Origin of the sequence: Salicibibacter halophilus (genome assembly GCF_006740705.1) — a bacterium.
GTDB classification, from domain to species: domain Bacteria; phylum Bacillota; class Bacilli; order Bacillales; family Marinococcaceae; genus Salicibibacter; species Salicibibacter halophilus.
The window spans coordinates 1,170,353-1,197,127 of record NZ_CP035485.1 but is presented as its reverse complement, the minus strand read 5'-3'; the positions used below and the strand labels follow the sequence as shown (position 1 = coordinate 1,197,127).

Annotated in this window: 23 protein-coding genes; 19 read left to right on the top strand and 4 right to left on the bottom strand. The window is 47.5% G+C overall.

Annotated features, from left to right (window positions below; translation table 11 throughout):
• Window positions 1-54 precede the first annotated feature (54 nt).
• From EPH95_RS05825 to EPH95_RS05810, 4 genes are all read left to right on the top strand, one after another.
• On the top strand, window positions 55-645 hold the full coding sequence (locus tag EPH95_RS05825; RefSeq protein WP_142088131.1) for a gluconate 2-dehydrogenase subunit 3 family protein: 591 nt from the start codon (window positions 55-57) through the stop codon (window positions 643-645).
• A complete protein-coding gene (locus EPH95_RS05820; RefSeq protein WP_142088128.1) occupies window positions 642-2,339 on the top strand; it encodes a GMC family oxidoreductase N-terminal domain-containing protein in 1,698 nt (565 codons plus the stop codon). Before EPH95_RS05825 ends, EPH95_RS05820 begins: the two co-directional genes overlap by 4 nt.
• Window positions 2,340-2,449: 110 nt before the next feature.
• Entirely contained in the window at window positions 2,450-4,099 is a 1,650-nt protein-coding gene (locus EPH95_RS05815; RefSeq protein WP_142088126.1) for an alpha-keto acid decarboxylase family protein, read from the top strand.
• A gap of 207 nt (window positions 4,100-4,306) precedes the next feature.
• A complete protein-coding gene (locus tag EPH95_RS05810; protein WP_142087587.1) occupies window positions 4,307-6,052 on the top strand; it encodes an IS1634 family transposase in 1,746 nt (581 codons plus the stop codon).
• Window positions 6,053-6,126: 74 nt separating this feature from the next.
• Here the strand turns inward: EPH95_RS05810 and EPH95_RS05805 are convergent, their stop codons facing one another.
• The gene (locus EPH95_RS05805) at window positions 6,127-7,605 is read right to left on the bottom strand and encodes a VWA domain-containing protein (protein ID WP_142088124.1); all 1,479 of its coding nucleotides are present in this window, start codon (window positions 7,603-7,605) and stop codon (window positions 6,127-6,129) included.
• Window positions 7,606-8,287: 682 nt separating this feature from the next.
• Between EPH95_RS05805 and EPH95_RS05800 the strand changes: the two genes are divergently transcribed.
• From EPH95_RS05800 to EPH95_RS05750, 11 genes are all read left to right on the top strand, one after another.
• On the top strand, window positions 8,288-9,604 hold the full coding sequence (locus EPH95_RS05800; protein ID WP_142088122.1) for an IS1380 family transposase: 1,317 nt from the start codon (window positions 8,288-8,290) through the stop codon (window positions 9,602-9,604).
• A 275-nt stretch (window positions 9,605-9,879) separates the two neighbouring features.
• Window positions 9,880-11,184, top strand: coding sequence for a transposase family protein (locus tag EPH95_RS05795; protein WP_142088120.1), 1,305 nt, complete (start codon window positions 9,880-9,882; stop codon window positions 11,182-11,184).
• A 279-nt stretch (window positions 11,185-11,463) separates the two neighbouring features.
• Entirely contained in the window at window positions 11,464-12,660 is a 1,197-nt protein-coding gene (locus tag EPH95_RS05790; RefSeq protein WP_142088118.1) for a Bcr/CflA family efflux MFS transporter, read from the top strand.
• A gap of 66 nt (window positions 12,661-12,726) precedes the next feature.
• Window positions 12,727-13,455, top strand: a complete 729-nt coding sequence (locus EPH95_RS05785; RefSeq protein WP_142088115.1) for a metallophosphoesterase family protein — start codon at window positions 12,727-12,729, stop codon at window positions 13,453-13,455.
• A 234-nt stretch (window positions 13,456-13,689) separates the two neighbouring features.
• A complete protein-coding gene (locus tag EPH95_RS05780; protein WP_142088113.1) occupies window positions 13,690-14,001 on the top strand; it encodes a hypothetical protein in 312 nt (103 codons plus the stop codon).
• A gap of 136 nt (window positions 14,002-14,137) precedes the next feature.
• Entirely contained in the window at window positions 14,138-15,250 is a 1,113-nt protein-coding gene (dinB, locus tag EPH95_RS05775; protein WP_227004065.1) for a DNA polymerase IV, read from the top strand.
• Window positions 15,251-15,473: 223 nt separating this feature from the next.
• Window positions 15,474-16,178, top strand: coding sequence for a phosphoadenylyl-sulfate reductase (locus EPH95_RS05770; protein ID WP_142091506.1), 705 nt, complete (start codon window positions 15,474-15,476; stop codon window positions 16,176-16,178).
• Window positions 16,179-16,207: 29 nt separating this feature from the next.
• Complete coding sequence (gene sat, locus EPH95_RS05765) at window positions 16,208-17,350, top strand: sulfate adenylyltransferase (protein WP_142088109.1); 1,143 nt, start codon at window positions 16,208-16,210, stop codon at window positions 17,348-17,350.
• Between the two features lie 23 nt (window positions 17,351-17,373).
• Window positions 17,374-17,973: an adenylyl-sulfate kinase gene (gene cysC, locus EPH95_RS05760; protein ID WP_142088106.1), complete on the top strand. Its 600-nt coding sequence runs from the start codon at window positions 17,374-17,376 to the stop codon at window positions 17,971-17,973.
• A 25-nt stretch (window positions 17,974-17,998) separates the two neighbouring features.
• Window positions 17,999-19,405, top strand: coding sequence for a uroporphyrinogen-III C-methyltransferase (gene cobA, locus EPH95_RS05755; protein ID WP_142088104.1), 1,407 nt, complete (start codon window positions 17,999-18,001; stop codon window positions 19,403-19,405).
• Window positions 19,406-19,518: 113 nt separating this feature from the next.
• A complete protein-coding gene (locus EPH95_RS05750) occupies window positions 19,519-20,136 on the top strand; it encodes a YusW family protein (RefSeq protein WP_142088102.1) in 618 nt (205 codons plus the stop codon).
• 344 nt (window positions 20,137-20,480) lie between these two features.
• Here the strand turns inward: EPH95_RS05750 and EPH95_RS05745 are convergent, their stop codons facing one another.
• Window positions 20,481-20,921, bottom strand: coding sequence for a YaiI/YqxD family protein (locus tag EPH95_RS05745; RefSeq protein WP_142088100.1), 441 nt, complete (start codon window positions 20,919-20,921; stop codon window positions 20,481-20,483).
• 224 nt (window positions 20,922-21,145) lie between these two features.
• Between EPH95_RS05745 and EPH95_RS05740 the strand changes: the two genes are divergently transcribed.
• The 3 genes from EPH95_RS05740 (at window position 21,146) to EPH95_RS05730 (ending at window position 23,755) form a co-directional block, all read left to right on the top strand.
• The gene (locus tag EPH95_RS05740) at window positions 21,146-21,787 is read left to right on the top strand and encodes a YkyA family protein (RefSeq protein ID WP_142088098.1); all 642 of its coding nucleotides are present in this window, start codon (window positions 21,146-21,148) and stop codon (window positions 21,785-21,787) included.
• Window positions 21,784-23,055, top strand: coding sequence for a putative glycoside hydrolase (locus EPH95_RS05735; RefSeq protein ID WP_142088095.1), 1,272 nt, complete (start codon window positions 21,784-21,786; stop codon window positions 23,053-23,055). The genes EPH95_RS05740 and EPH95_RS05735 overlap by 4 nt, the downstream gene beginning before the upstream one ends.
• Before the next feature lie 172 nt (window positions 23,056-23,227).
• Entirely contained in the window at window positions 23,228-23,755 is a 528-nt protein-coding gene (locus EPH95_RS05730) for a hypothetical protein (RefSeq protein WP_160141638.1), read from the top strand.
• Here the strand turns inward: EPH95_RS05730 and EPH95_RS05725 are convergent.
• Window positions 23,735-24,397, bottom strand: a complete 663-nt coding sequence (locus EPH95_RS05725; protein WP_142088091.1) for an SOS response-associated peptidase — start codon at window positions 24,395-24,397, stop codon at window positions 23,735-23,737. The two genes, EPH95_RS05730 and EPH95_RS05725, sit on opposite strands and share 21 nt — an antisense overlap.
• Before the next feature lie 205 nt (window positions 24,398-24,602).
• On the opposite strand from EPH95_RS05725, the gene EPH95_RS05720 reads away from it, so the two are divergent.
• Entirely contained in the window at window positions 24,603-25,166 is a 564-nt protein-coding gene (locus EPH95_RS05720; protein ID WP_142088088.1) for a spore coat protein, read from the top strand.
• A 207-nt stretch (window positions 25,167-25,373) separates the two neighbouring features.
• Here the strand turns inward: EPH95_RS05720 and EPH95_RS05715 are convergent, their stop codons facing one another.
• Window positions 25,374-26,603, bottom strand: a complete 1,230-nt coding sequence (locus EPH95_RS05715; RefSeq protein ID WP_142086371.1) for an IS110 family RNA-guided transposase — start codon at window positions 26,601-26,603, stop codon at window positions 25,374-25,376.
• Window positions 26,604-26,775: the final 172 nt, after the last annotated feature.

Below are 26,775 nucleotides of genomic sequence, written 5' to 3'. Positions count from 1 at the left end.
TAGCTTTCAGATAAATATAGTAACGATGGCTTAAGAAAGAGGTGAAGCATCATTTTGGATACCAGCAATGTTCAATCGTATGTGACGTCCACGTTTCAGGCGCTTACCGATGCTTTGGTCCCCTCCACGTCTTTAACTTCGGATCTGAACGTGCATGAATATGTGATCGACGGACTGGAGCAATACATTACGATTCAGCAGCAACTTTATACCATCTCCATTCCGCTCGCTTATCCGACCGCGCGCCTGTTAAATATCGCGGCGACACAGCTTGTAAACGTCGGGAAAATAAAAGAGGCACTTTCCGGTGACGTGGCATTTGCACGTCTTTCCAGGGAGGATCGGGTTCGAACGTTAGCGGCGCTCGAGGAATTGAAAGTCGATTTGTATGTACTGCCGTCTCCATATCGAAATGATGGGGGAATGGTGAAACACGTCGTCGATGCGCTGAACCGTTTTTCCTTATTTGGCTATTATTCAGAATGGTCGGCATATGGATCGACACGGCGCCTACCGCCGGATGAGCGAAAACTTGAATTTTTTCCGGTCGGTTGGGAGCAAGTTGGTTACCCAGGGGTGTCTTTGGGCTATCGTGATTTTCGTGGATTTTTGCTAAAAATGCCAAGGAATGAGGGGGAAGCATGACAAAACATCCAGAAGTGATTGTCATTGGAGCAGGCGCTGGCGGTGCGGTCATTGCAAAAGAGTTGGGGGAGATGGGCATTCGCGTACTCGTTCTTGAAGCCGGCCCGTGGTACGGGAATAAAAAATGGCCGGAGCCGAATCAAAATCGCGGACGGGCGCAAGAGAGCGCTGACACTGATGATTTGGACGGCTCGCTCTTTCGCCGACAGATAACAAGACGGGAAAATGATATGAATGATCTCGTGACCGGAAAATTTCGCTGGGGGCCGGCTGATCGTAGGCGAAGTCCTTGGTATCGAAACATCCCTGATCAATCATTAATGTGGCAAAACGCAGGGATAGGGGGAACGACGCTTCATTATTATGCGAACTCGCTACGTGCGTTTCCGCATGCAATCGAGGAATGGCCGATCAGTTACGACGAATTGATTCCCTATTATGAAAAAGTGGAAGAAACATTGCCGGTTGAATTTGCGCCAACGACCTCGAAAGAAGCGTTGTTTTACCATGGCGCAGAAAAAGCGGGGTTTTCCCTTAATCAAACGTTGGATGCCACAAGTCCCGGTTACCGGCCGCAGCCGAACGCGATCTTACCGCCAAATGAGCGTTTGATGGACCCGGATTATTCAATGGAAGAAATCAGCCATATGGAAGGGTGTACGTTGAGCGGGCATTGCGGGCAGGGCTGTCCGTATGGGCCTTCTTATGAACGGATGGCAAAACGTTCCACCAACGTCAGCTATGTGCCGCTGGCTATGAAAACCGGAAAGGTGACTTTTCGGCCGAATGTATTCGTAACAAAGGTTTTAACCGAGTTGGACGCGAATGGGGAGTCAATGGCCACCGGGGCACAAATTCGCGACACGTGGACCGGAGAGGTTGAAGAAATCCGTGCCAAAGCGGTGGTCATGGCCGCGGGGGTGATCGAAAGCCCGCGCCTTTGGCTAAACTCAAAATTGCCCCATAACCCATGGGTTGGCAGAGGGTTGACGAACCATTTTATGGACACGGTGACCGGGACGTTTGATGAGGAGACATTGAAAGAAATATTGGGAACCCCTACGGTGGACCCGTTCGTCGGCCATACATCGGGAGCAAGGCTCGATTATCCGGGGCTGGGGATGATCGAAAACTTGGGGGAAAGCCCAGGGCTCGCCGCACAACAACTCTTTGGCGCCAGCCAGGCAGGCTACGATCAGCATTTGGAATCAGAGATCTGGGATCAAACAGGCAGGCTCGTAGGTTCCGACCTCAAAGAGGCCATGGAGGATTATCGAAGAACTTTGACGCTCTTAATCGTCACCGCTGATGACGTCCAGTATCGAAACCGGGTGGAATTGGATTCGCATATGACGGATGAGCATGGACCGGTGCCGTTCGTTCACTATGTTCCTAGTAAAGAGGATGAAAAGAAACGGTTGCAGTTGGCAAAGACCGCGACAGATATTTTACGAAGTGCTGGCGCGAAGGAAGTTCACCGCGCCGATTTAAACCCGAACGTTTACATTCATCTTGAAAGCACGATGCGGATGGGGTTTGTCGTTGATTCCTCGTGCGAGGCTTATCAGGTTAATCGTCTTTATATCGCTGATAATAGTGTTCATTACAATTCGATCGGCGGCCCCAATCCGACTTTAACGACGCAAGCACTTGCCGTGAGAACCGCGGAATTACTGGTGCAAAAACATTTTTAGACAGCTCCTGATAAGGGGCTTTTTTTTAGGGTAAGCTATGGCCATACAGACGATTTTTTTGCTGGATGTATAAAGATTAAAGATCGCTATAAAAGGAGGGCCTGGCAACGATGACAGCGACCGTCGGAGAATTTTTATATCAATGTTTGCAGCGAGAGGGCATGACCGAAATCTTTGGCGTGCCGGGGGATTTCAATTTTCCTTTACTGGATACGCTTGAGGCTTATGAGGGCCTTCGTTTCATCGATAACCGCAATGAGCTGAATGCCGGCTATGCGGCGGATGGTTATGCGCATGTGAAGGGGATGGCCGCACTGATTACGACTTTCGGCGTTGGCGAGCTGAGTGCCAGTAACGCGATCGCGGGCGCATATAGTGAAAATATTCCGCTCATACATATTGTTGGTTCCCCGGATTCGAACGACCAAAAAGAAAAGCGGAAGATCCATCATAGCTTGATGGACGGGGATTTTGAAGTGTTTCGTCGCATTCATGAACATATGACCGGGTACGCGGTAAAGATAACCGCGGAAAACGCCGGTTTCAAGATCCCGAAAGCAATTCGTATCGCTAAGGAAAAAAAGAAACCCGTCTATCTTGATTTTCCGATGGATCAGGTGTTGCAGCCTGTTATTTGGCGGGGCGAAGAGGAGGAGTCCGCAGAGGTTACGGAAGAAGCTTCGTTACACGCTGCCTTGGCGCAGGCAAAGGAGCTGCTGGATCAGGCGAAGCATACCGTTCTCCTCGTTGATTTTAATACTTTACGTTATGATTTGGAGCATCACGTCCAAACCCTTGCAGAAAAAATGAATGTGCCGGTGGCGCAAATGCTGCAGGGAAAAAGCGGTTTCGATGAAGAGCATCCGCAGTATATCGGGATGTACGCAGGGGCTTTCGGCAACCAGGAAGTCCGTGTAAAAGTAGAAGAGGCTGATTGTATCATCGCGGTCGGATTGTTATGGACAGACTTTAATACGGCAAAATATACCGCTAATATAGCGCCTGAAAAGTTGATTGCCGTTCATCCTCGTTCTGTCGCCGTTGCCGAAAGGGAGTATGAAAAGATTGACGCGGTGGATGGGTTGAAAGCGTTGCAAGCATTGGATTATCGCGAGAATGGGAAAGTAGAAACGTTTCCTTCGATTTATGATGACGTGGTCGGTGAGCCGGAGGAACGCCTGTCGGCAGCCACCTATTATCCTCGCTTTCAACACATGCTCAAACAAGATGATGTCATGATCATTGATACCGGCACCCTTTCTTACGGGATGAGCCAGGTGCGTTTGCCAAGCGGCGCACTATTTATTTCCCATGGCGCATGGCAGAGCATCGGCTATGCCACCCCGGCAGCGTTAGGGGCAGCGATCGCGGCAGACAATCGCCGGGTTTTGCTGTTCATCGGAGAAGGGGCTTTGCAATTTTCCGTGCAAGAGCTTAGTACACTCATCGAAAACGGCTGCAAACCGATTATTTTCATTTTGAATAACCAGGGATATACGATTGAAAGGTATTTAAATATTGAACATCCCTTCGCTGATTATAACGATATTCCGAGATGGGACCATATGACATTGGCTGAAGGTTTTGCGGGCACGGGAGATCTGTTTAAGACTGAAGTGCGGACGAACGGAGAATTGGACGAAGCGATACGCCGGGCTGAACAATATGATGGGATGAGTTTGATTGAACTCATCGTAACGGACCCGATGGATGCTCCCGAGTATTTGCATAAGCTTCGCGAGAATGAAATGGAAGCATGATGAGATAACAGTGGATTGATTCTGGTTTTCGGTCGCCATGCACGGCTTATGGCGACCGAAACACGTCAAGCCCTTGCCAGGTTTAATGACGTTAAAAACCATCCCACCCATATTTCGCGCCCGTTTAAGCGTCAAATTTAATTTTTGCAGGAATTTGGCCTTCTTGTATCAAAGTGTAGAAGGAAGCCAGATTTTGAGGTGATTCCTGTGACTGAATCCATGGAAGGTATATCGGGCTTTCAAACGGTGCGTCTCGGCTCCACTCCCGTGATTCGCCAATTGATTGAAGAAGCTGGATTGGTCGAACGTATCGATAGACTTTCTCCCGTCAAAAAGGAAGATTGCCAAGTGTCCGTGGGCACACGGATCGCCGCTTTGATCATCAACCAATTGTCTGATCGTAAGCCCCTCTTCAAGGTCGAAGCATTCTATGAAAACCAAGATGTTGAATTGCTGTTCGGCCCAGGCGTCACTGCGAGTGATTTCAATGATGATGCGCTGGGACGGGCCTTAGATGCCCTTTATAACGCCGGGCTTGAAGAGATTTGTATGCACAGCATTCAAGGGGTGCAATCCTGCGTCAACCTTACGTGGGAAGGGCTGCACGCTGATACCACGTCCTTTGTATATACAGGTGCACCCAAAAACGACCCCGATGATGAGGCGTTATTAAAAATCGTCCATGGCCACACCAAAGATCATCGCCCGGATGCTCCGCAGATTAAATTCGGGTTGACGACATCACCGGAGGGCATCCCCGTCTATGCCGACGTCTTAAACGGCAATCAGGATGATAAAACATGGAACGCGAAAGTCATGAAAGCTCTGAGACAATGGTACGAGCCGGATCAGTTGGCCCAAGCGATTTTTATCGCGGACAGCGCACTGGTCACCGAAGACAATTTAAAAATGGTCCAAGGCAAAGGGGATCAGCCAGATTTTCAGTTTTTATCCCGGTTGCCGGAAAATTTTAAAGTGGCCAAAACACTGAAAGAAAAAGCCTTGAAGGACGATGAAAATGAATGGGAAGATATTGGCCACTTTGTCAACCGCAAAGGGGCGGCTTCTTATCACACCTATCCCGCCAAAGAGAAACTGCACGGAAACCCCTACCGGTTTCTGGTTGTTCAATCCGATCAAATGGATGGTCGGAAGAAAAAGAAGATCGACAACCAACTCAAAAATGAAAAGCAAAGCTGTCGCAAAGAGCAAAAAGAGCTGGAAAGCCGGGACTTTGCTTGTGAGGCCGATGCCGAAGCTGCGCTTGCCGACTTTCTCAAGCACCATCACAAAGGGTATCATACGTTTGAAGGCACCGTGGTCCGTGAAGAGGTGCCCGGCAAACGCGAGAAACGCGGGCGTCCCAAAAAAGGGGAACCGCCGCCTCCGCCGGTCACCGTCTATCGTGCCCAATTAGAGCTGCAATCCCCGTCGGAAGAGACCCTCGAACAGCTTCGCAAAGAAGCGTCCATCTTTATCCTGGTCACCAATGCGGGCAACGACACGGCCTCCGACGTGGACCTATTGAAAGGCTATAAAGGCCAACAAACCGTGGAAAATCGCTTCCGGTTTCTCAAGGATCCGTTTTTTGTCCGACGGCTTTTCTTGGAAAAACCCCGCCGTGTCGAAGCTTTTGCTTATGTGATGATGATGAGTATGATGATTTATTCCCTGTTCGAATACCTCATTCGCACAAGCATGGAAACAGATGACGAGCCCCTGAATTTGATGGGGGGCGGTGGCCGTCGAAGCATTCGCCCGACGGGCGAAGCTGTCTTAGAACTGCTGGATACCGTCGATATTATTCACATGGAGATCGACGGTCAACTCCGACGGTTGTTTCCGGATAATCATGAGCCGCAATTGGACCGCATCCTCAGTTTGTTAGGGATGGATCGGAGCGTTTATACGACACCGTTTAGCTCAAAAGCTGTCGAAATCAATAGCCAGTAATCATAGCTCGGGCATTCCTTTGCTCGTTTGATGTCGAATGACGAGGGAATGGCTCAACATTTGTCTTGTGCATATTATTCAAAGGCATTCATTCCCTGAACGGCATGTCCATACCAACCAAAAGAAATTACCTGGATGTTGCCCTCGCGAAATCTGGGATCCCAATCTGAATATTCGTCACGGATGTCTCTGATAATGTCCTGAACACGCTCCCGCTCGTCAATAATTTCTTGATGGGTGTCGTCATAGGAGTCATCCACAAACTCGTTGATGTATTCATGGCGTTCATCCACGAGGGTTTCTAGTTCGTCTCTTTCTTCGTCATTGATCAATTCTGCTTCTGCGAGCAGGCTCGTTGCTGTCTGCATGCGGCTGTTTTCCTGTCTTCGCAATTGGGTGGCATCGCTCCGTAAATCTCTCAACTCCGCATGGAAATCAACAGATTCAAAGTTCGAGTCTGTGATGTTTCCGGCTGCCCACAATAACCATTGGGATGTGCCGATCGCGTCAGTCCACGTTTCGTTCACGGTTTCATCCAACTCTTGCTCTGTGTAGACGGAGGAATATTCGCCGTCGGTGACGCCGGCAATGTCTTCCAGTTGATCATGTTCATCATCGGGGATGTCGAATCCGAGAATATGAACATTAAAATCAATGCCTGTATTTTCCAGATTTTCTGCCGCGTCAATCGGGTCTCCATCGCATGTTTCAATCCCGTCGCTGATGACGTAAATAAAATGATCGTCGTTTTCATTGGTTTCCTCTTGTAAGTCGTCACCTGCTTGTGTGATCGCAGCGGCCAAGGGTGTCCAGCCAGTAGCGTCAAAGCTTTCCAATGCTTCATCGAAGTCATCTTCATCCAAAGGGGATAATGGATAAACATTTTCAATCGAAGCACACGATTCTTCTTTTCCATCGTTCGTGTTATCACCTTCATGCCCGTAAGCCTGGAGCATTACGTTCGTTTCTTCGGGCAAATTACCGACAAATGATTGAACGGCGTCTTTTGCCAGGTCCATTTTCACTCCTCCGTCGACCTCTTCATTCATGCTGCCGCTTGCGTCGACAAGAATGGCTACATTGACGTCTTTTTCCATTTCCTCTTCAATTTCTTCATCTTCTAATTCTTGTAGTGAGCGGCCATCCGGCAGCGTGAACTCATCATAGGTTACATCGAAAGCCTCGATCGGTTCAAATACCTCTTGATGATCAGCGCCGAGGGCATGTACCATCACCGCCAACCATTCCTCCGGGCTTGAAGCTTCTGCGTGTTCTGTCGCGTACGGTTCAAAATCTTCCATTATCCTCTCTTCCACCTCATCATAATCGTCCATCTCGTATTCCTGTGATAAATATTCCTCGGTGAGGAAGCCGGGTCCTGCTTGCAAAATCGCTTCTTGGTCGAGTTCCACTTCGGGTGCAGCTTCTTCGGCAGACGTTTCCTCTTTTTCCTCTGACTCACCGGAAACTGGTGCTTCATTCTCGTCACTACCGCAAGCGAATAACAATAAAAAAAGACTGTACATAAGACAATAGGATAATCGTCGCTTCATATGTAAGAATACTCCCCCCGTATGAAAATATTTTCTTTCATCATACCATGATTAGGAAAGATCAGGCGCGTTGATTATCCAAATTTATCCGATAAAATAGCTTACACAAATATAACGCTTCGTGAAGCCCTATTAAAGATGAAAAGGATGTTAAACATAACGTGCTTTGTTATTTGTGGACAAATTAGGCGTTCAGCTACCATTATGATTCCCCAAAACCCGAGCCTGAGGATTGATTTGGCTTCTGTGCAACACTTTGAGTCCGCAGGTCTTGTTCTAGAGGACTCATCTGAAACTAAGCATTGGTTTCTCGTTTCATACCGAAAGGTATTTCTATCATTAGAAACTTCCGATAGATAACATTTGCACAAGATGCCTTGGATTGATACGTAACCGAACATATAGGCCACCTATGTGAAGGTATTTTAAGGTAAATCAACGCGCCTGAGGAAAGATATCCATTATCATATTTCCGTCCAGCTTTGAGGAGTAAATATTTTTCGTGCTAAATTCTATCAAATATACCTCTACCTGATATATTCACAGAAAATCGCAAATGAATGATTAACCCCCTGATAATAGGGCATACAGCTGAAATGAATATTCATCTAATAAATGAAAAAAGAATCCTTTTCTGTTAGAGTTAAATTATCCCAAAATAACCACAGAAAGGATTCTTCTAATGGCTACTTTACCGCAAGTAACGCTGGATTTCAATCGCAAGATGAAATTGTCGAATGATGGAGATGCTCTTTCCTCGGATACAGGAGAGATCTTATTTCGAGAGTTCGATGAAAAACTTGGTTTTTTTAGCACCTTGGATAAACATCTGCATCTGAAAGACGAAAGACTGTACCATAAGCATTCGAATGAGCAAATGCTTCGACAAAAGATTTACCAGATGATTGCCGGCTATGCTGAAGATGATGCGGCGGATAAATTAACAAATGATCCTGTGTTTAAGCACATTATTGAAACGGATGCGTTAGCCTCTCAACCCACTTTATCTCGCTTTTTTCCGCGATTTAGTGAAGAAGCTATCGAACAACTCAATCAGGCCAATCAGGCGTTGTTAGATAAAGTCCACCAAGTGAGGGGCTCAAAGAATCTTATCTTTGATTTGGACTCCACACATGCCGATACATACGGTGAACAGGAAGCAACAGCCTTCAATGCTCATTACGGAACCGTCGGCTTTCACCCGATGGTCGCTTTCGATGGCCTGACCGGTGATTTTATGAAGGCTCAACTCCGACCAGGCAACGTCTATACATCAAATGGGGTTGTGGATTTTGTGAAGCCCCTGATCACCCATTACAATGAAATGTTTCCGGAAACGATCCCGTTTCTGCGCGGGGACAGTGGCTTTGCGGTTCCAGGGCTGTACAAGTTATGTGAAGACGAATCTGTCTTTTATGTGATTCGTTTGAAATCCAACCCAAACCTGCAACGAATTGCCGATGAGCTCCATCCGGCAACGCCGCCATCTGACGTCACGCAAACCGAATGCTATTATGAGGAAACCGAATACCAAGCCAAATCATGGGCCAAACCCAGAAAAGTTATCATTCAATCCGTACGACCAGCCGGCGAATTGTTTTTCACGCATGCATTCTTTGCCACAAACCTATTCGATGCCTTCTCTCCAAAGGAAGTCGTCCGTTCTTACCAAAAACGTGGAACGATGGAGAATTATATTAAGGAAGCCAAAAATGGTTTTGACTTGGATCGAATGAGCAGCCATTCGTTTCAGGCCAACGAAGCAAGGATGATGTTCAGCTTGTTGGCGTACAATTTAACAAACTGGCTGCGCACGCTTTGTTTTCCGGAAGAACAAAAAAGCATGCAAATCCAAACCATACGATCAAAGGTCATCAAAGTGGCAAGCAAATTGGTAAAATCAGGGCGTTCGCTTTATTTCAAACTATCTTCAAGTTTTGTCTATGAAACCTTTTTCTGGAATGTGCTCAATCGCATTCAAAGACTAAAACTAGAGTGACATGCAATCGCTCCTCATTTTTTTAAAAGCCATTTCAAGACCAAGGGAGACGTATGTCCAAAAAAGGGCATTTTTCAAAGGTTGCCACTGTACCTCTTTACAATTTCAATTATTACGCCTCATTTTTGGGAACAAAACCGAATAATGGTGGGATTTGATGTTTATTCACGCTTTCACTTGGAAGTATGAATAATTCAGGCTCTAGAATATTCCAAAAATGGTATAATGAAGTATACCAAATACTTCTATAAGGCGTATTCTAGGGGGAATGTGAAATGGTGACCAGGAAGGAAAAAAGGGAGCTTGAAAAGGACACGAACTATTTTTTCGAGTTCGTAAAAATCAAGGAACATTTCTGTAGGAATCTCGATCGAAAGTTAAAACGCGTGAAAGATCCCAGGCATCAAAGCTATGTGACGTATGGGACCGATCTCCTTCTTCTAATGATCATTGTCAAAAATGCATCGAATTGTAAAAGCATGAGGGAGATGAGCCATCGATTAAACCGAGACGAATGTATCGAAAATATCAAAAAGGTATTGCGTCTGGAAAGCCTGGACGAACTCCCGAACTACGACACGATCAATGACTTTTTAATGAAAGTATCGCCCGAAGAACTGGAACATATCCGAACCTACATCATCCAAGAATTATTGAAGAAGAGAAGCTTGGAGAGATACCGAATCAAAGGCGGTTATTGGGGTGTGATCGTTGATGGGACAGGCCTTTTCAGTTTTAAGGAAGAGCATTGTGACCACTGTTTGAGGCGGGTTTATACTGACGAAGAAACCGGAGATAAACAAACCGTGTACATGCATCATGTGCTCGAAGCCAAATTGGTGGTCGGCGATATGGTATTGAGCATCGGCTCCGAGTTCATTGAAAATGAATCGAAGGATGTATCCAAACAAGATTGCGAACTCAAGGCTTTTTATCGATTAGTAGAAAAGCTTAAAGAGACATTCAAACGGTTACCGATTTGTATTCTAGGCGATAGCCTTTATGCCTGCGAAGGCGTTTTTCATCTATGTGAACAGTATCGTTGGAAATATATCCTCCGGTTTAAAGAAGGCCGAATTCAAAGTTTAGGAGACGAATTTCAAGCCCAAAAAAAGCTGGAACAATCCACGATGAAAAATGTCTTTTGGGCAAATGATTTAGCCTACCAAGCCCGAACGGTGAACATGTTAGAGGGAACGGTCGAGGAACAGGAAAAGCAAAAACAGTTTTTATTTCTGACCAACATCAGGGTGAACGAGCGTAATGCCAAGGCGCTGGTCAGTGCGGGACGTCACCGATGGCACATTGAAAACCAAGGATTCAATCATCAAAAAAATCATCGCTATCATATTGAACATGCCAATAGCCATGATTATCAAGCGATGAAGAACCACTACCTGCTTACGCAAATCACAGATATCCTCATGCAACTGTATGAAAAAGGGTTGGACGTGCTTAAAAGGATCAGAAAAAGCAAAAAAGAAATATCCTCGAACTTGTTAGAAGCCATTCGCACACGGTTGCTAACAGACGAGGATATCTCGCACCTTAAAAAACCTATACAGGTAAGGCTTACCTGATGGGTTTAGTATAGCAAGGATGTGATGCCAATAAAAGACCGAACGAAAATTTTAAAAAAATTCCATCCGAAAATTCGGCTTGTCTTTTTTGTCAAAAAGATAGGGAAATAGAATGGAAAAATTTAACTATAATGTAAAGGTGACTCATACGGGGGAAGATTTACGAGTAAATTTACTCCTCAGAGCTGATTTCCGTCATTACCACTGGACATCCATGCTGTCTTTGCGTAAAATAGATATGTTTTCATTTTATGTATCTATGAAAGGGCGTTTTGCGCTGTGTTACAGAATCCGACAGGTATGCAACGGATTGGATTGGCAATTTTGTTGGGAATGTTAGCCACATTAGGGCCGCTGAATATTGATATGTACTTGCCGAGTTTCCCGGAGATCGGGGACGATTTGAATGCTCGGGCATCGCTTGTGCAATTGAGTTTGACCGCTTGTTTGATTGGCCTCGGTATTGGCCAGGTGTTCGTCGGTCCGATTAGTGATGCGCAAGGAAGAAAAAAACCGTTGATCATTTCCATCATATTATTTGCGGTTGCCTCACTTCTTTGTGCACTCGCGCCGAATATAACGACGCTCATTGTCGCTCGTTTTCTGCAAGGTTTTACGGCTGCGGCAGGGATCGTCGTCTCTCGGGCTGTCGTACGCGATGTTTTCAGCGGGCGGGAATTAACGACGTTTTTTGCCCTGTTGATGGTAATTAACGCGGTAGCGCCGATGCTCGCGCCGCTAGCCGGTGGCGGGATACTTTGGTTCCCGTTTACGGATTGGACGACGATTTTCTACTTTCTTGCATTTTTAGGTGTGCTTATTGTTGTCATCGTCTCTTGGAAATTGGAAGAGACGTTGCCAAAAGAAAAAAGAATGCCAAGTTCGCTCGGGGTGACGGTGCATACGATCGGAGATTTGCTTAAAGATCGTTCCTTTATCGGCTACGCGCTGACACTTGGTTTTGTGCACGGGGGGAGTTTCGCTTATGTGTCCGGAACACCTTTTGTCTATCAAGAGATTTATGGAGTCTCTCCGCAGACGTTTAGTATTCTTTTCGGTATGAATGGGGCAGCGATTATTATCGGCAGCTTTCTCGTCGGCAGGCTTTCCGGCGTTATGCACGAACGAACGCTCCTGCGCACGGCGGTTATTACAGGTACAAGTGCTGCCGCGGTATTGCTCGCGATGACGATCGTTGAAGGACCGTTGTTTATGATCGTGCTCCCGATTTTTATTTACATGACCTGTATGGGCGTCGTTTTAACGGCATCATTTACGCTCGCGATTGCCAAACAAGGACATCGGGCGGGGAGCGCAAGTGCGCTGCTTGGCATGCTCCCGCTGTTAATCGGCGCAGCATCCGCTCCGATCGCCGGGATTAGCGAAGGCACGGCGGTGCCAATGGGCGCGACGATTTTCGTCACTTGTGCGATAGGGATGTTTACGTTCCTGAATCTGACGAAAAACGAGCAGTAATCACTGCAAGATTTTACGAACCCTTCTTTTTTTACTATGCTATAAAAAAAGGGAGGGTTTTTTTACATGAAGATGGCGTTTATTTCGGATATTCACGGCAATGCGGTTGCTTTGGAAGCGGTGCTGGCAGATATAGAGAAGCACCATGTGGATAGCATTGCCGTGTTGGGGGATTTGTGCTATCGGGGGCCGCAACCTAAAAGAGCATTGGATCGTATTCGCTCGTTGGAGTGCCCGGTGATTAAGGGCAACGCGGATGAATGGGTGGTTCGCGGCGTCCGGGAAGGCGAAGTGCCGGAAGCGAAATTGGCTATGATGAACGACGAGCGGCAATGGACGGTTGAGCAGTTGGAATCGGAAGATTTGGAGTACCTGGAGCAACTGCCGACGCAGTTTCATTGGGACTTGAATTCACACCTGAAGCTGCACACGTTTCATGCCACGCCGGAAAGCTTGTTTGATGTTGTACTGCCCCATGAGTCGCCCGAACATTTACAAACCAAACTGATGGTGGAAGAAGATGCGGATTTATATTTGTATGCCCATATTCACCTTCCGTATGTGCGCTACGTCGGCGGAAAGTGTTTAGCCAATTTGGGCAGCGTAGGTTTGCCGTTTGACGGACAAAGCAAAGCGTCTTATGTGATCGTGGACGCAGACGAAGAACGTTTTCGCGTGAGCATCGAGCGCGTGCCTTATGATGTGGAAAAAGTGGCACAACAATATGTGGATAATGGCTATCCTTACGCGGGAATGATGCGTCGCGTCGTACAAGAGGCGCAACCGCCGTCATAAGGAGGCAGGTTGTTTTTAGTGCGGACAAATGCACATTGTTTGCTTGCAAAAGTGTCCGAATGCGACTTTGGTTCGGACACTCACCGCAACAATCGTGGTGCATCTGTCCGAGCCATCCACGTGTTCGGACAAAGGCCAAGCCGAAGTCAACCTGATACGAATTAAATTTTCATTTCTAGTGTTGCAAAAAGAACATTAGTTCTGTATGATAAAAATGAAGAGGAGGTGAGGAATATGAGTCTAACAAACGAACAGCTGTTGGATGCGATCCGTGAACTGCAAACGCAGATGAGCGGGATGAAATCCGAACTTCGTGAGGAAATATCTGGGGTGAGATCCGAACTCCAATCCTTTCGGATCGCAGTGAATGGTCGCTTTGATACAGTGGAAAAAAAGCAGGATGCGATGCATAAGCAATTAGTGGACGTTTCCGAAGATGTGACAACCATCAAAGGAACGATCGACCATCACGAAAGCGATATTAAATCGCTTTATAAACGGTCGTTTGATCTCAAGGAAAAAGTCGATACGAGAATGGATCGTTGATCCCAAAAAATAAAAAATAAAAGCTTATTCTTCCATCCTTAAAGTACACATGCTTTAGGGTTTTTTTAATAGTTGACACAGGATCGTACGTTCGGTATCATGAATATAAGATATTATGATAAAAGAGGGAACCTCCGTGGATGAGTCTCATGATTTTCAACTTCCCGAGCCGCAGCGGGATATATCCCGTAAAATCATACATATTGATATGGATGCTTTCTTTTCGTCCGTCGAGGAACGGGATGATCCGTCATTGAAGGGGAAGCCGGTGATTATTGCCAAACATCCGAAAAAAACCGGCGGGAAGGGCATTGTTTCAACGGCGAATTATGAAGCGCGAAAATATGGCGTACATTCGGCCATGAGCGCGTATAAAGCATACGAACGGTGTCCCCACGGGATTTTCATAGATGGCAATTACCGGGCGTACAAAGAGGCTTCCTTGCACATTCGGGAAATTATGCAGCGCTATACCCCAATGGTTGAGCCTATGTCGATCGATGAAGCCTATTTGGACGTAACCACCAATCATCAAAAAATTCCGAGCGCAACGATTCTAGCCAAGCAAATTCAAAGAGACATATGGAATGAAACGAAACTGACAAGCTCCGCCGGCGTTTCCTATAACAAATTCATCGCAAAAATCGCCTCCGATATGAAAAAACCGGCGGGTTTGACCGTTGTCCCGCCCGATGAAGCTCTCCCTTTTTTAAAGCAGTTGCCGATTGAGAAGTTCCCGGGCATTGGCCCGAAGACCGCGCAAAAAATGCATGATCTTAATATTTATACCGGAGAAGACTTATATCAAATGGAGCAAATGGATCTGATTTCCCTATTCGGAAAAGCGGGCATTTCCTATTATCATCGTGCCCGCGGAATTGACAATAAGCCGCTGAACATGAAGCGTGAACGAAAATCCGTCGGCAAAGAACATACGTATTTTCATAACTTGACGACCGACGGTGAAGTGACCGCTGAACTTTGGAAAATCGCTCAAGAAGTGGTTACTGCATTGAACCGCGTGCAAAAACATGGGAAAACGGTGGTGCTGAAAATCAGATACCGATCGTTTGAGACGTTGACGAGACAAGTGAGCGCCCCGCATTACTTTGAACGTCCCGAAGAGATTTATGATCAGGCAGCGGGGATTTGGGAAGAGGTCGGCATGCCAGAAAAAGGGGTGCGTTTACTCGGGATTACAGTCACCAATTTAGATCCGATTCACTACCGGCCAATGACGTTATTTTAATGCAGATGAGCGCTCACCTCCGAAATGGAGGTGAAAGGTAAAATTTTTGAAAAGCGAAATAATTATATCGTGTATTGACATTTTTGACGTTTCTGCATAAAATACTCATAGAACATATAAATCCGATAAATTTAGTTAGGATTTAACGCTGTTGGACTGTTTATGACTGAGGTTCATTTTTACTTTTGGCATGGGGGAAGAACAAAAGGGGGCGTTTCCATTGATGACATTGTCGACACTCAGTGATGGGGAAATCAAGCATTTAAATGACGAGGTATTGGCAAATAAACGCGCAGACGATGTTTTGGCTTGGTCTTATGAAACGTTTGGAGATCAACTTGTATACTCCTGCAGCCTAGGTGCCGAGGGGATGGTCCTTCTTGATTTGATTGAAGAAGTGAATCCCGGGGCAAATGTTATTTTTCTCGATACCGGATTGCATTTCAAAGAGACGTATACGCTGCTTGACGACGTACGGCATCACTTTTCAACCCTAAATATTAAAGCGTTAACCCCTGAAAATACGGTCGAAGAGCAAAAAGAAAAGTACGGCGATCGTTTATGGGCACGAAACCCGGATCAATGCTGCCAAATGCGTAAATTTGAACCATTGCAACAGGAACTGTCCCGGTATACGGCATGGATATCCGGATTGCGGCGGGAACAGTCCCCGACTCGGAAGGATACCCCATTTATCGGAAAAGATCATCGATTTTCACTCTTGAAAATTTGTCCGCTCATTCATTGGACACAGGAAGATGTATGGAACCATATTTATGACAGGAATTTGCCTTACAACCCGTTGCATGATGAGAACTATCCAAGCATTGGCTGTGCGCCTTGCACGGCTAAAGTACTTGATGGCGAAGATGAACGAAGCGGAAGATGGAGCGGAATGGAAAAAACCGAATGCGGATTGCATTGGTAATTTGAAAAACATACCGAGGAGGATGAACCATGACAACGAGCATTCCCCATGGGGGTTCATTGATCGACAGACGGCAGTATGGAGCTGACCTTCCGGAGACGAACGTACAAATCCCATTGGATGAAATGGCGCTGGCTGATCTGGAATTAATTGCAAACGGCGCCTATTCGCCTTTGACCGGTTTTCTGGATAAGCGGGACTACGAAAGTGTTGTCTCTTCCATGAAACTGGACAATGGTTTGGTGTGGAGCTTGCCGATCTCGTTGCCGGTATCGGAAGCTTTGGCTACGGAATTAACCATTGGTGTGCAGGCCCTTTTGGAAAAAGACAGCGTCGCGTACGGGTGGATAACGGTTTCCGACATTTACCGGCCCGATAAAGAACAGGAAGCGACGCAAGTCTTTAAAACGGACGACGAAGCCCATCCGGGTGTTGCAAAGCTTTTCGAGCGGCAGGACGTATATGTGGGAGGCGAAATTACACTTGCCCGTCCCATAGAACATGGACTTTTTGAAGCGGAAGCATTGGCGCCTCAAGAAACCCGGGAAGCTTTTGCGGAAAAAAATTGGGAAACGGTCGTCGGTTTCCAAACGAGAAACCCGGTGCATCGCGCCCATGAATACATTCAAAAAACGGCATTGGAAACGGTAGATGGTCTGTTGTTGCACCCGCTTGTCGGCGCGACGAAAAAAGGGGATATCCCCGCCGATGTGCGCATGAAAAGTTATAAAGTGCTGTTATCGGGATATTATCCGGAGGATCGGGTGCAGCTCTCCGTATTTCCGGCTGCCATGCGTTACGCGGGTCCTCGGGAAGCCATTTTTCACGCGCTCGTGCGCAAAAATTACGGCTGCACCCACTTTATCGTTGGCAGAGACCATGCCGGCGTGGGCGATTATTACGGTACGTACGAAGCGCAGACATTATTAAAACAGTTTTCCGTCGAGGAGCTTGGCATTTCACCGCTGTTTTTTGAACATAGTTTTTATTGCAATGCCTGTGAAGCAATGGCAACAGCCAAAACGTGCCCCCATGATTCGGACCATCACGTCATGTTATCCGGCACAAAAGTAAGGGAGATGCTGGGAAATGGGGAAGCGCCGCCGAAAGAATTCAGCAGGCGTGAAGTCGTGAACGTGTTGATGGAAGCATATCGATCTACGGTTCAATAAACATAAAGACAGGGGGAGAAGAGATGAGCAACGCAGATATTGTGTGGCACGACGCTGCCGTATCCCAGACGGAACGGGAGCGGCAAAATAACCATTCCGCGTTTGTGTTGTGGTTTACGGGCTTGTCCGGTTCGGGGAAATCAACGCTTGCAAATGCCATTGACCGTTATTTTCATGATCATGGGTATCGAAGTTACGTTTTGGATGGGGACAATGTTCGCCATGGCTTGAACAGCGATCTTGGCTTTGCCGAGGAAGACCGGGTGGAAAATATTCGTCGCATCAGTGAAGTTGCCCGTCTGTTCGTCGATGCCGGCCACATCGTAAGCACTGCATTTATTTCGCCCTATGCCGACGATCGGGCAAGTGCGAGGGAACGTTTGCCTGAAGGGCATTTTATTGAAGTGTTCGTCGATTGCCCGCTGGAAACGTGTGAAGAACGGGATCCGAAGGGGCTGTACAAAAAAGCGCGCAGCGGGGAAATTCCGTCCTTTACCGGGATCAGCGCCCCTTATGAGGCACCAGAGAAACCGGAAATTACATTGCAAACGGGTGATCGTTCGACTGAGGATAATGTGCACGAGCTTGTCGAAAAGCTAGGGACTCTCTTGCGGCTCTCATAAGCGCCCCGGGAAAGGCGGGAACAAGATGAAAGGAAGCGTGGCCATTGTCGGCGCCGGTCCGGGAGACCCGGGACTGGTGACGGAAAAGGGAAAAACGTTATTGGAACGTGCGGACGTTATTGTGTATGACCGTCTTGTCCACCCGCTTTTATTGGAACATACAAAAGAAACGGCGACTCGCGTTTACAGCGGAAAAATTCCGAGAGGGCATGCCACCCGGCAATCGACCATTCAGGCGATGCTTGTGCGTTATGCACGGGAAGGGCAATTTGTCGTTCGCTTAAAAGGCGGGGACCCGGGGGTGTTTGCCCATCTTGGAGAAGAAGCGGAGGAACTTCGATCGGCAGGCATTCCTTATGAGGTCGTCCCCGGCCTTACCGCCGGGCTTGCAGGCGCTTCGTATGCGGGGGTTCCGGCTACATACCGTTCCCTGAGTACCAGTGTCGCTTTTGTGACCGGGCACGCCCGCGAAGAAACGCCATTGTCCGATGTGGTCCTTCCTCGGGCGGATACTTTGATTTTTTACATGGGCATGCATTACCTTCCTTTTTGGATGGATCGGCTCGCGAGCGAAGGGTGGAGCATTGAAACCCCCGTCGTTGTTGTGCAATGGGGGACCACTTCAAAGCAGCGAACAGTGAACGGCACGGTCCAGACGATTGCAAACGAAGTGGAAGCAAAAATGCTGACCAACCCCGCGCTCGTTATCATAGGGGAAACCGCCCGATTTCAAGCGGATTTGCAGTGGTATGAGGATTTGCTTTTACAGGGCACAAGTGTGTTATGGGCCGGCGAGGGCGTAACCGGCCGGGAAGAAACCACCCGTATGTTGACGCGCCTCGGCGCGCATGTTTTTTCTTATCCCGGGGGTGTGTTTACGTTCAAGCGGAACCGTCTCCCTGCGCCGTTGACGGCTTATCAGCGTGTACATTTCGAAGACGCGTGTAGTGTTGGCTTTTTTTTACAGCATTGGAAAGCCGAAGGGTATGATTTACGCCGGTTGCCTGCGTATGTGACTGGGGCAGATGTTGATACGGAAGAGGCGCTGAGGGCTTATGGGCTGCCGCCGGAGGGGGACGGGGAGCCTGAATTAACGGTCGGCGCGCGTTCGGAAAACAGTGCTTCGCATTGGCAAATCGTTGATATGCAGCCGTCTAGGGTGAAAAATGATGTTTTTTCACGGCTGGTTGCCGATGATTGGATCAATACGGTCTTGTTTACGGCTCCCGGTCAAGTGCATGCCCTTGCGCGGAATTTGGATGAGGAGCTCGCGGTTTGGTGCGCGGATAAAACCGTGGTCAGCGTCGGTTTGGAGACGCGTCGGCTGTTGCAGGATTATGGGGTTCGTATGCAACGGCATGCGGATGAGGCGGACCTGGAAGATTTGACCGCCATGCTCGTCTCGGTTCGTTCAGATTTTGCAGCCATTTGAGCAAGGGTTTGGAAAAAATGAAGAAACTGCATAGAAATGTTGTTTAAGTTTGCGGGAAGCGGGCAAGCTAAGTGCGAACCTACAACCCTTACTTACAAGGAGGATCCAATCCTATGCAGTGGAAAAAAATGATGACCCTTGTTCTTGCGGTTTTGTTGTCGGCTTGCGGGGCTGCTGACAATCAAAACGGGGGCGACGAGATGAATGGGAACGGAGATATGAACGGAAACGGAAACGGAAATGGCGGTGCCATGGACAACGGAGACGATATGAATGGTGAAGCGAATGGAAATGATGATAACGGTGACATGACCGAAGATTTGAGCAACGATATGGTTGCCGACGATCCGAACATGGAAAACGAGATGGATGATATGGAGGAAGGAAATGGCGCCGGTGACGGTGAAACGGCGCTTGACAAAGGGGTTCGTGAATTGGAAATGGAAATTCAATTTACGGATGATACCGAGTGGGAGTTTGAGTATGAAGCGGAGAATGACGAAGTGGACGCCGAGGTAGAAAAAGAAGGCGACTCGAGCGAAGGAGAAGAAGCGAGAGAAGAGATCGAAGGAATGCTCGAAAACCTCCAACTGGATACCCAGCAGGATGACGAAGAGATGGCCCAGGAGTTGATTTCCGCGTTGGAGCTAAATGAAGATGACATTTACAAATTGGAATTCTTCGTTGAATTGGAAAATGATGAGATGTACAACGTAGAGCAAACGTATTAGAAAAAGCGAGGCGTGAAAGCCTCGTTTTTTTAATGGATGGGTGCGTGCGGTCAAGCGGAGGAGAGGCGCATGGCGACCGAAACGGGCAGAAAGCGTAAGCGCCGGTCGTCATGGGGGTTTCATGAAGCCTGCGAACCGTCATCATCGAAGTGCTAGGTTACCATGGGAGTTTCATGAAGCCCGTGAACCGTCACCATCGAAGTGTTAGGTCGTCATCGGAGTTTCATGAAGCCTGTAAAGCGCCCGAAGACTTCTTGCCGGTCGCCATGAGATGTTCACGTAATGAAGTAAGCCCCGCCCGAGATCCTCGAATGTACCGTCCCGCAAACGACAATTCTCACCACTCAAGATCCAATCGCTCGTTGCAGTGTTGCCTTAAATCGTTCCCGGTCTTCGTCGGTGAAAAGCTTTGGTCCTTTTGTTTTTTGGCCGCTTCTTCGCATTTTTGCTTGGGTATGGCGGCTGTTGAGCAATGATTCGATGTTTTCATTTGAATAGACGAAGCCGTTATGGTGGAGGACTATGCAATGTTTTGCCAGTCCTAGTGCAGCGAGGCCATAATCTTGCGTGACGATGAGGTCATGGGGGCAGGCGAGCTGCATGATCCGATAATCGGCAGCGTCCGCGCCGGTATCCACGTAGATCGTTTCGACACCGTTCGGTTGATCGTCCAATGAGTAATGATTGAAACTCTTCACCAAGACAACCGGTATATTTGCGGCGCGGGCTTCTTCAATGATGATATCTTTTACCGGGCAAGCATCCGCGTCGACGTAAATATTCATGGCAATTTCACACTCCTTTGGAAGTCCGAACACCGTTTTTCTCCCTTACATAATAGGATCCTTCCCCGTCGGACATCAAATAATAAAAAATAGCATTATAAACCATTATATAGCTGATGGCAGTTGAAAAAAAGTAAAAAAAGACTGGAAAATATCGTTTTGTAATACGTTTGTAACTGGTATACTTAGAACAAGCTTTATAGAAAAAAATGGAGGGGGTTCCAATGAAAAGAATGGCCCAAACGGCCGCCATCACTTGGTGTGCCGGTATTTTGCTTGCAGGTTGCAGCGAATCAGTCAGCATAGAAGATGCAACTTCATCGGTGGCTGAAATAGAAAATCAAAAAGATAACGTCATTGCTAACATTAATGACATACTGGCGTTAGAGGAAGGAATGCAAGAGGAATTTGAAGAAGACTTGGCTGAAAACGAGTCTGAACTTTTTTCGGAACGGGAAGCGCAAGTGTTCTCAAGCCTAGAAGAGAGAGAGTCCCATTTGGGAGCAATCAACGATGCCTCGCAAACCATGCAGATGGAAAATGAAATCATAGAAGTTGTGCTCGAAGATGGCGATAGCGAAGAACTTCCCGTTGATGACCTGGAACAGTTAAATGAACAAACGGCTTCCTTACATAATGAACTGGAAGAGTATATTGAAGCATACAGTTCGGAACTTCAGTTCCAAGAAGAATATTTCACCGGTCTAGGCGAGGATGACGATTTTGAATTTCTCGCGGATGGCATTGAGTCCATTAACGATTCACGGGAAAACGTCCACCAGCTCCTAGATAACGTTCATGATGAGTTATTGGCAGCGGAATCCGCGCTTGAAGACGTCGAGATATCGGAGGAGGCGAGCACATGAGCAAAAAAATGACCATTGCTTTATTAGCCGGGGCTGTTGCTTTTGGCAGTTATCATACACCGGTTGCCGCAGAAGAAGATGCGGAAGAACAAGAGACTGGCGAAGAAGAGGAAGAAGAAGGAGAAACATTGTACGAGTTAAACGACGATGACTTGCTCTCGCTTCCATACTTGATTCCCGATCGTTTTACATATGATAGTGGTGTTGATATCGAATACCCGGAGGACGGGGTCAAGGGGATTTACTCAACCGGTCATTCCATGGGAGGCGACAGAGCTGACGATCTCATCAACCTTGTTAATGATACCGCATTGAATAGCATTGTGGTGGACGTTAAAGATGATCACGGGTTTGTCACCTATGATACGGATTCAGACGATGAGCGTGTGCAGGCTAATACCAATGAGATCATCGGCGACATGGACGGGATGATGGATACCTTCGAGGAAAATGACATCTATCCCATTGCCAGGCTTGTTGTTTTCAAAGATACAGAGTTGGCCGAGGAAGAACCGGGGCTTTCCTTTTTGGACAATGGAGATGTATGGGCCAACAACAGCGGGGAATCGTTTGTCAATCCGTTTTCCGAAGAAGTGTGGGAGTACAATATTGAAGTAGCAAAAGAAGCGGCCGAGGCAGGCTTCAAAGAGATTCAGCTTGATTATATTCGCTTTCCCGAAGGATTTGAAAACCGTGATGAAGACCTCGAATATACGGAAGGCAATTATGCCGATTCCGGTGAGGATAATGTTCAAAATCGGGTAGCCGCTGTCACCGACTTCGTGGAGTACGCTCGTGAAGAGTTAAGGCCTTATGGGGTGAAAGTTTCGGCTGATATCTTCGGTTACGCGGCAACGGTAGAAGAAACGCCGGGGATCGGGCAAAACTTCACGGAAATTGCTGAAAACGTTGATATTATGTCGTCGATGATTTATCCAAGCCACTGGACGCCGCATTTTGGCATCGATCAACCAGATCTTGAACCTTATAATATTATTGATGAATATGCGCAATTGGAAAACGAACTCATGGATGGCATGGAGAACCCACCGCTCTCTAGACCTTGGCTTCAGGACTTTACCGCTTCCTATTTACCGGATGGCGACTGGATGGAATACGGCGCCGATGAAGTGGAGGCGCAAATCCAGGCCCTTTATGATAATGATATTTACGAGTTCCTCCTTTGGGATGCGTCAAATAATTATTCCGAAGGGGCGGATTACGAACTCGATGCACAACAGGATATCGTCGAGGAAGACACAGATTAGCGGAGCCCCTTCTACGGAAGGGGTTTTATTAATATCTGGCCTCTGTCGTTTGAGATCCAAAAGGTTAATTGGAGCAAACAACGACCCCCAGAAGGTAGCAATCAGCTGACTTGGGGTACAATGGAGCGAACAACGAACCCCAGAAGGTAGCAATCAGCCGACTTGGGGTACAATGGAGCGAACAACGAACCCCAGAAGGTGGCAATCAGCCGACTTGGGGTACAATGGAGCGAACAACGAACCCCAGAAGGTAGCAATCAGCCAGCTCGGGGTACGAAAGAGCGTACAACGAACCCCAGAAGGTAGCAATCAGCCGATTTGGGGTACAATGGAGCAAACAACGTACCCCGGAAGGCAGCAATCAGCTGACTTGGGGTACGATGGAGCAAACAACGCACCCGGAAGGCAGCGATCAGCCGACTTGGGGTACGATGGAGCGAACAACGCACCCCGGAAGGTAGCCATCAGCCGACTTGGGGTACAATGGAGCAAACAACGTACCCCGGAAGGCAGCGATCAGCCGACTTGCGGTACAATGGAGCAAACAACGTACCCCGGAAGGCAGCCATCAGCCGACTTGGGGTACGATGGAGCGTTCAATGTACCAATGAAGGTGGCGATCAGCCAGCATGGGGGTGCAATGTTTAATGGACATTCAGGTCGGCGTTCCATAGTGATATCAAATGGAGTTAAGGAGTGATTCATGGTTGTTTTTCGGGCTGTTGACGTCTGTGGAAACGGCATAGGCGTTCATCTTTTTTGATTCCAGTGGGAACAGAAGTTGATGGAGTGTGGCTGGGTCCCGATTGTTGGGATTGAGCCATGTTGTTTCGTGTTCCTTAGGCAAGATGACAGGCATGCGATGGTGAATGTCGTTCATCAGGTCATTTGCTTCTGTCGTTAAAATCGTACAGGAAAAAATCGTTTCTTCCCCGTCTGTCCATTTCTCCCACAAACCGGCGAACCCAAATAATTCTTCATTCATTTGAATGTGATACGGCTGTTTTTTTCCATCAATGGTTTTCCATTCATAAAAACCGTTTGCCGGGATGAGGCAACGCCGTCGTTTGAATGCGTGTTTAAAGCTGTTCTTTTCCGAGACTGTTTCTGCACGTGCATTTATCATTTTATTGCCGATGGATGTATCTTTTGCCCAATAGGGGATCAAACCCCATCGCAACCGCCCCAGCCGATTTTGCTCCCCGTCATTGATCACCGCGAGTACCGATTGGGAAGGGGCGATGTTAAAGCTGGGCGTTGCTTCCTCAATCGCACTGACGTCAATCCCAAAGCGTGCTTGAATGTTTTTAATTTGTTCATATAAAGTAAAACGGCCGCACATTTAAAAATCCTCCTCTATATCCAGGCGGGAAATCCGTTATCAGCTGTAAGTATAGCACTTCGAGAACGTTAAAGTGAATCATGGGTCGAGGTCCAAAGCTCTATCCTTATCGTCATATGGACGAGCTGGAAAAGGTGAATAAATCCATAAACGTGCGGAGAGCCTATGTTTGCGGAATAATATTTGACATTTGGAGGAGAAATATATGCAATTAGCCGGACATGAATTTCATGAATTAAGCGAACTGACCATGAGTTGCTTCAACACCGTTTCCTGTATGTCCACTTGGATGAAACAAGCCCAGGACCCGGAACTACAGCAAATGCTTACCCAACACTTCCCAAAGCATGTCGACGATTATAATATGAAGGTGGAGTTTTTACAAGGTGCCGCCGCACCCGATATCTCCACGTTTCAACCGGACACGTATACTCCGAATTTAACGAGCTATACGGAAACACCGGTAAACCCGCTTCCGCCGGCAGAAATGCGCTTGACGGAACAACAGCCGAATGATCGGGAAATCGCAACTGCCTATTTGCTCAATCAAAAGGCAGCGGGTACAAAATATGCACATGCAGCCTTTGAATGTGCAAACCCGGAATTGCGCACGTTTCTTGAGAATGCCTTTTTGAACAGCAGCCATCATGCGTATGACATTTGGCAATACATGGTGAACAAGGGGTATTATCCACTCGCGCCTGCCCCGGCCATGGATATCCAAAATGTAGGAGCGATATATCCGGTTTTGAAACAGCAAACCGTGTAGCTTTGGGGGACCCAGCGCAAGCGCCTTGTTTACTAAGGACGCTTGCGTTTTACTCAGAAAAAGACCTGCGGTAATATGTCAAGTTCAAAATCACAGTAAATGAAGTTGTCAAAGGACATTTAGGCGAAAAAAGCGCGCACTGAACAACACCAGTAATAAAATGTAAAATACTGGTAAAATGAAAGGCTAGCCCTCAGCCGATGTCGGTCAGAGGTTCACGCCCCTTTCTGGCGTAAAGAGTTGGTTTTTGCGTAGCAGCGCATCCACCAATCGCACGAGTTTTCTTGCCGTGAGCACGAGTGCACGTTTGTGTTGATGTTTCGGGACTTCTTGATACTTCTTCTGATAAAAGACTTGGTATTCCGGAATTTGCCTTCGTACCGAGTTGGCGGCTTCAACGAGGTAATAACGCAAATAATGGTTCCCTTGACGTGTCAGTGAAGTATCTTCGGCGGTAAACCGCCCGGACTGGTGTTTTCGCCAGTACAGTCCCGCATATTTAGCTATTTTTGTTTCATCGGGAAACCGGTCAATCTGACCGAGTTCGGCAATGATGCCTGCGGCGAAGACCGGACCAATGCCCGGGATTGATTCCAGCGTCTGCGTCAGTCCTTTCATGATTCGAGTAATGGACTGATCGATCGCCTTGATTTGCTTTTGGAAGGAACGAATGAGCTCAATGGACGTTCCTAAAAGTACATCGATGGAATCTTCGACCACTTTGTCCAATCGGTACGATGAACGGACGGCTTTCTGGATGGATGCGGCGACAGCTTCCGGATCGGGAAAACGATTTCTCCCTTTCTCTTGAAGAAACCGAGCCAGGTCCTCAAGCGGAAGCTGGGCAAGTTCATCCAGGCTGTATTTTTCAAGAAAGAGTTCCATCATAGCATGGCCAAACACCGATGAATCCACTTCTTTGGAAAAGGTGTTGCATTTATACTCCAAGTGCTGCAAGAAGTGTTGTTTCTCTTTCGTCATCGCTTTGGTCAAGTGATAACGCGAACGTGTCAACTGCTGGAGAGCCACGTATTGGCTTTCTTTGACAACGGACATCTGATTGCGCCCGAAACGCATATAATCGGCGATCACAAAGGCGTCAATCTCATCGGTCTTGTTCATGTCTGCGAAGCTCTTTTTAAAGTTGGCGATCTGCTTCGGATTGATCACAAAGACTTGGGCGCCATAGGGTTTTAAATCATCGTCATCATGCAAGAACATGGATGGATGAAAACTGTAGACGGATGTGGACTCCAGACCGATCTTTAGGATGTCAACCTCTGTATCGGCCAAGAGCTCGAGCAACCGTTCTTTGAGCACCTGGGCACCCGGCCAGTCATTGGAAACCGTAAAAACCGAAAGCTGATCACCTTCTTGATCAAGCACACACACTTTCATATCAAACGAGCTAACGTCAAGCCCGACAAACATTCGCATGGGGGGATTCCTCCTTTCATTGTAGAATCATTCGGTCGTTCTTTGGACGCCTCGAGATATCTCTAGTGTGAACGCCGATCATCAACCTCGTGTATCAGAACTCCATCGGCATTGAAAGCCGCCCCAGGGGCTGCTTCCCCTGAGTTCAAGAGGCCGAGGGCTCAGCCTGCGA

Coding starts and splice junctions, on each gene's coding strand:
- EPH95_RS05820 (WP_142088128.1), top strand. CDS start 642: ATGACAAAACATCCAGAAGTGATTGTCATTGGAGCAGGCGCTGGCGGT.
- EPH95_RS05815 (WP_142088126.1), top strand. CDS start 2,450: ATGACAGCGACCGTCGGAGAATTTTTATATCAATGTTTGCAGCGAGAG.
- EPH95_RS05805 (WP_142088124.1), bottom strand. CDS start 7,605: ATGAAGCGACGATTATCCTATTGTCTTATGTACAGTCTTTTTTTATTG.
- EPH95_RS05800 (WP_142088122.1), top strand. CDS start 8,288: ATGGCTACTTTACCGCAAGTAACGCTGGATTTCAATCGCAAGATGAAA.
- EPH95_RS05795 (WP_142088120.1), top strand. CDS start 9,880: ATGGTGACCAGGAAGGAAAAAAGGGAGCTTGAAAAGGACACGAACTAT.
- EPH95_RS05785 (WP_142088115.1), top strand. CDS start 12,727: ATGAAGATGGCGTTTATTTCGGATATTCACGGCAATGCGGTTGCTTTG.
- EPH95_RS05780 (WP_142088113.1), top strand. CDS start 13,690: ATGAGTCTAACAAACGAACAGCTGTTGGATGCGATCCGTGAACTGCAA.
- EPH95_RS05770 (WP_142091506.1), top strand. CDS start 15,474: ATGACATTGTCGACACTCAGTGATGGGGAAATCAAGCATTTAAATGAC.
- sat (WP_142088109.1), top strand. CDS start 16,208: ATGACAACGAGCATTCCCCATGGGGGTTCATTGATCGACAGACGGCAG.
- cysC (WP_142088106.1), top strand. CDS start 17,374: ATGAGCAACGCAGATATTGTGTGGCACGACGCTGCCGTATCCCAGACG.
- cobA (WP_142088104.1), top strand. CDS start 17,999: ATGAAAGGAAGCGTGGCCATTGTCGGCGCCGGTCCGGGAGACCCGGGA.
- EPH95_RS05750 (WP_142088102.1), top strand. CDS start 19,519: ATGCAGTGGAAAAAAATGATGACCCTTGTTCTTGCGGTTTTGTTGTCG.
- EPH95_RS05745 (WP_142088100.1), bottom strand. CDS start 20,921: ATGAATATTTACGTCGACGCGGATGCTTGCCCGGTAAAAGATATCATC.
- EPH95_RS05740 (WP_142088098.1), top strand. CDS start 21,146: ATGAAAAGAATGGCCCAAACGGCCGCCATCACTTGGTGTGCCGGTATT.
- EPH95_RS05735 (WP_142088095.1), top strand. CDS start 21,784: ATGAGCAAAAAAATGACCATTGCTTTATTAGCCGGGGCTGTTGCTTTT.
- EPH95_RS05730 (WP_160141638.1), top strand. CDS start 23,228: ATGGAGCGAACAACGAACCCCAGAAGGTGGCAATCAGCCGACTTGGGG.
- EPH95_RS05725 (WP_142088091.1), bottom strand. CDS start 24,397: ATGTGCGGCCGTTTTACTTTATATGAACAAATTAAAAACATTCAAGCA.
- EPH95_RS05720 (WP_142088088.1), top strand. CDS start 24,603: ATGCAATTAGCCGGACATGAATTTCATGAATTAAGCGAACTGACCATG.
- EPH95_RS05715 (WP_142086371.1), bottom strand. CDS start 26,603: ATGCGAATGTTTGTCGGGCTTGACGTTAGCTCGTTTGATATGAAAGTG.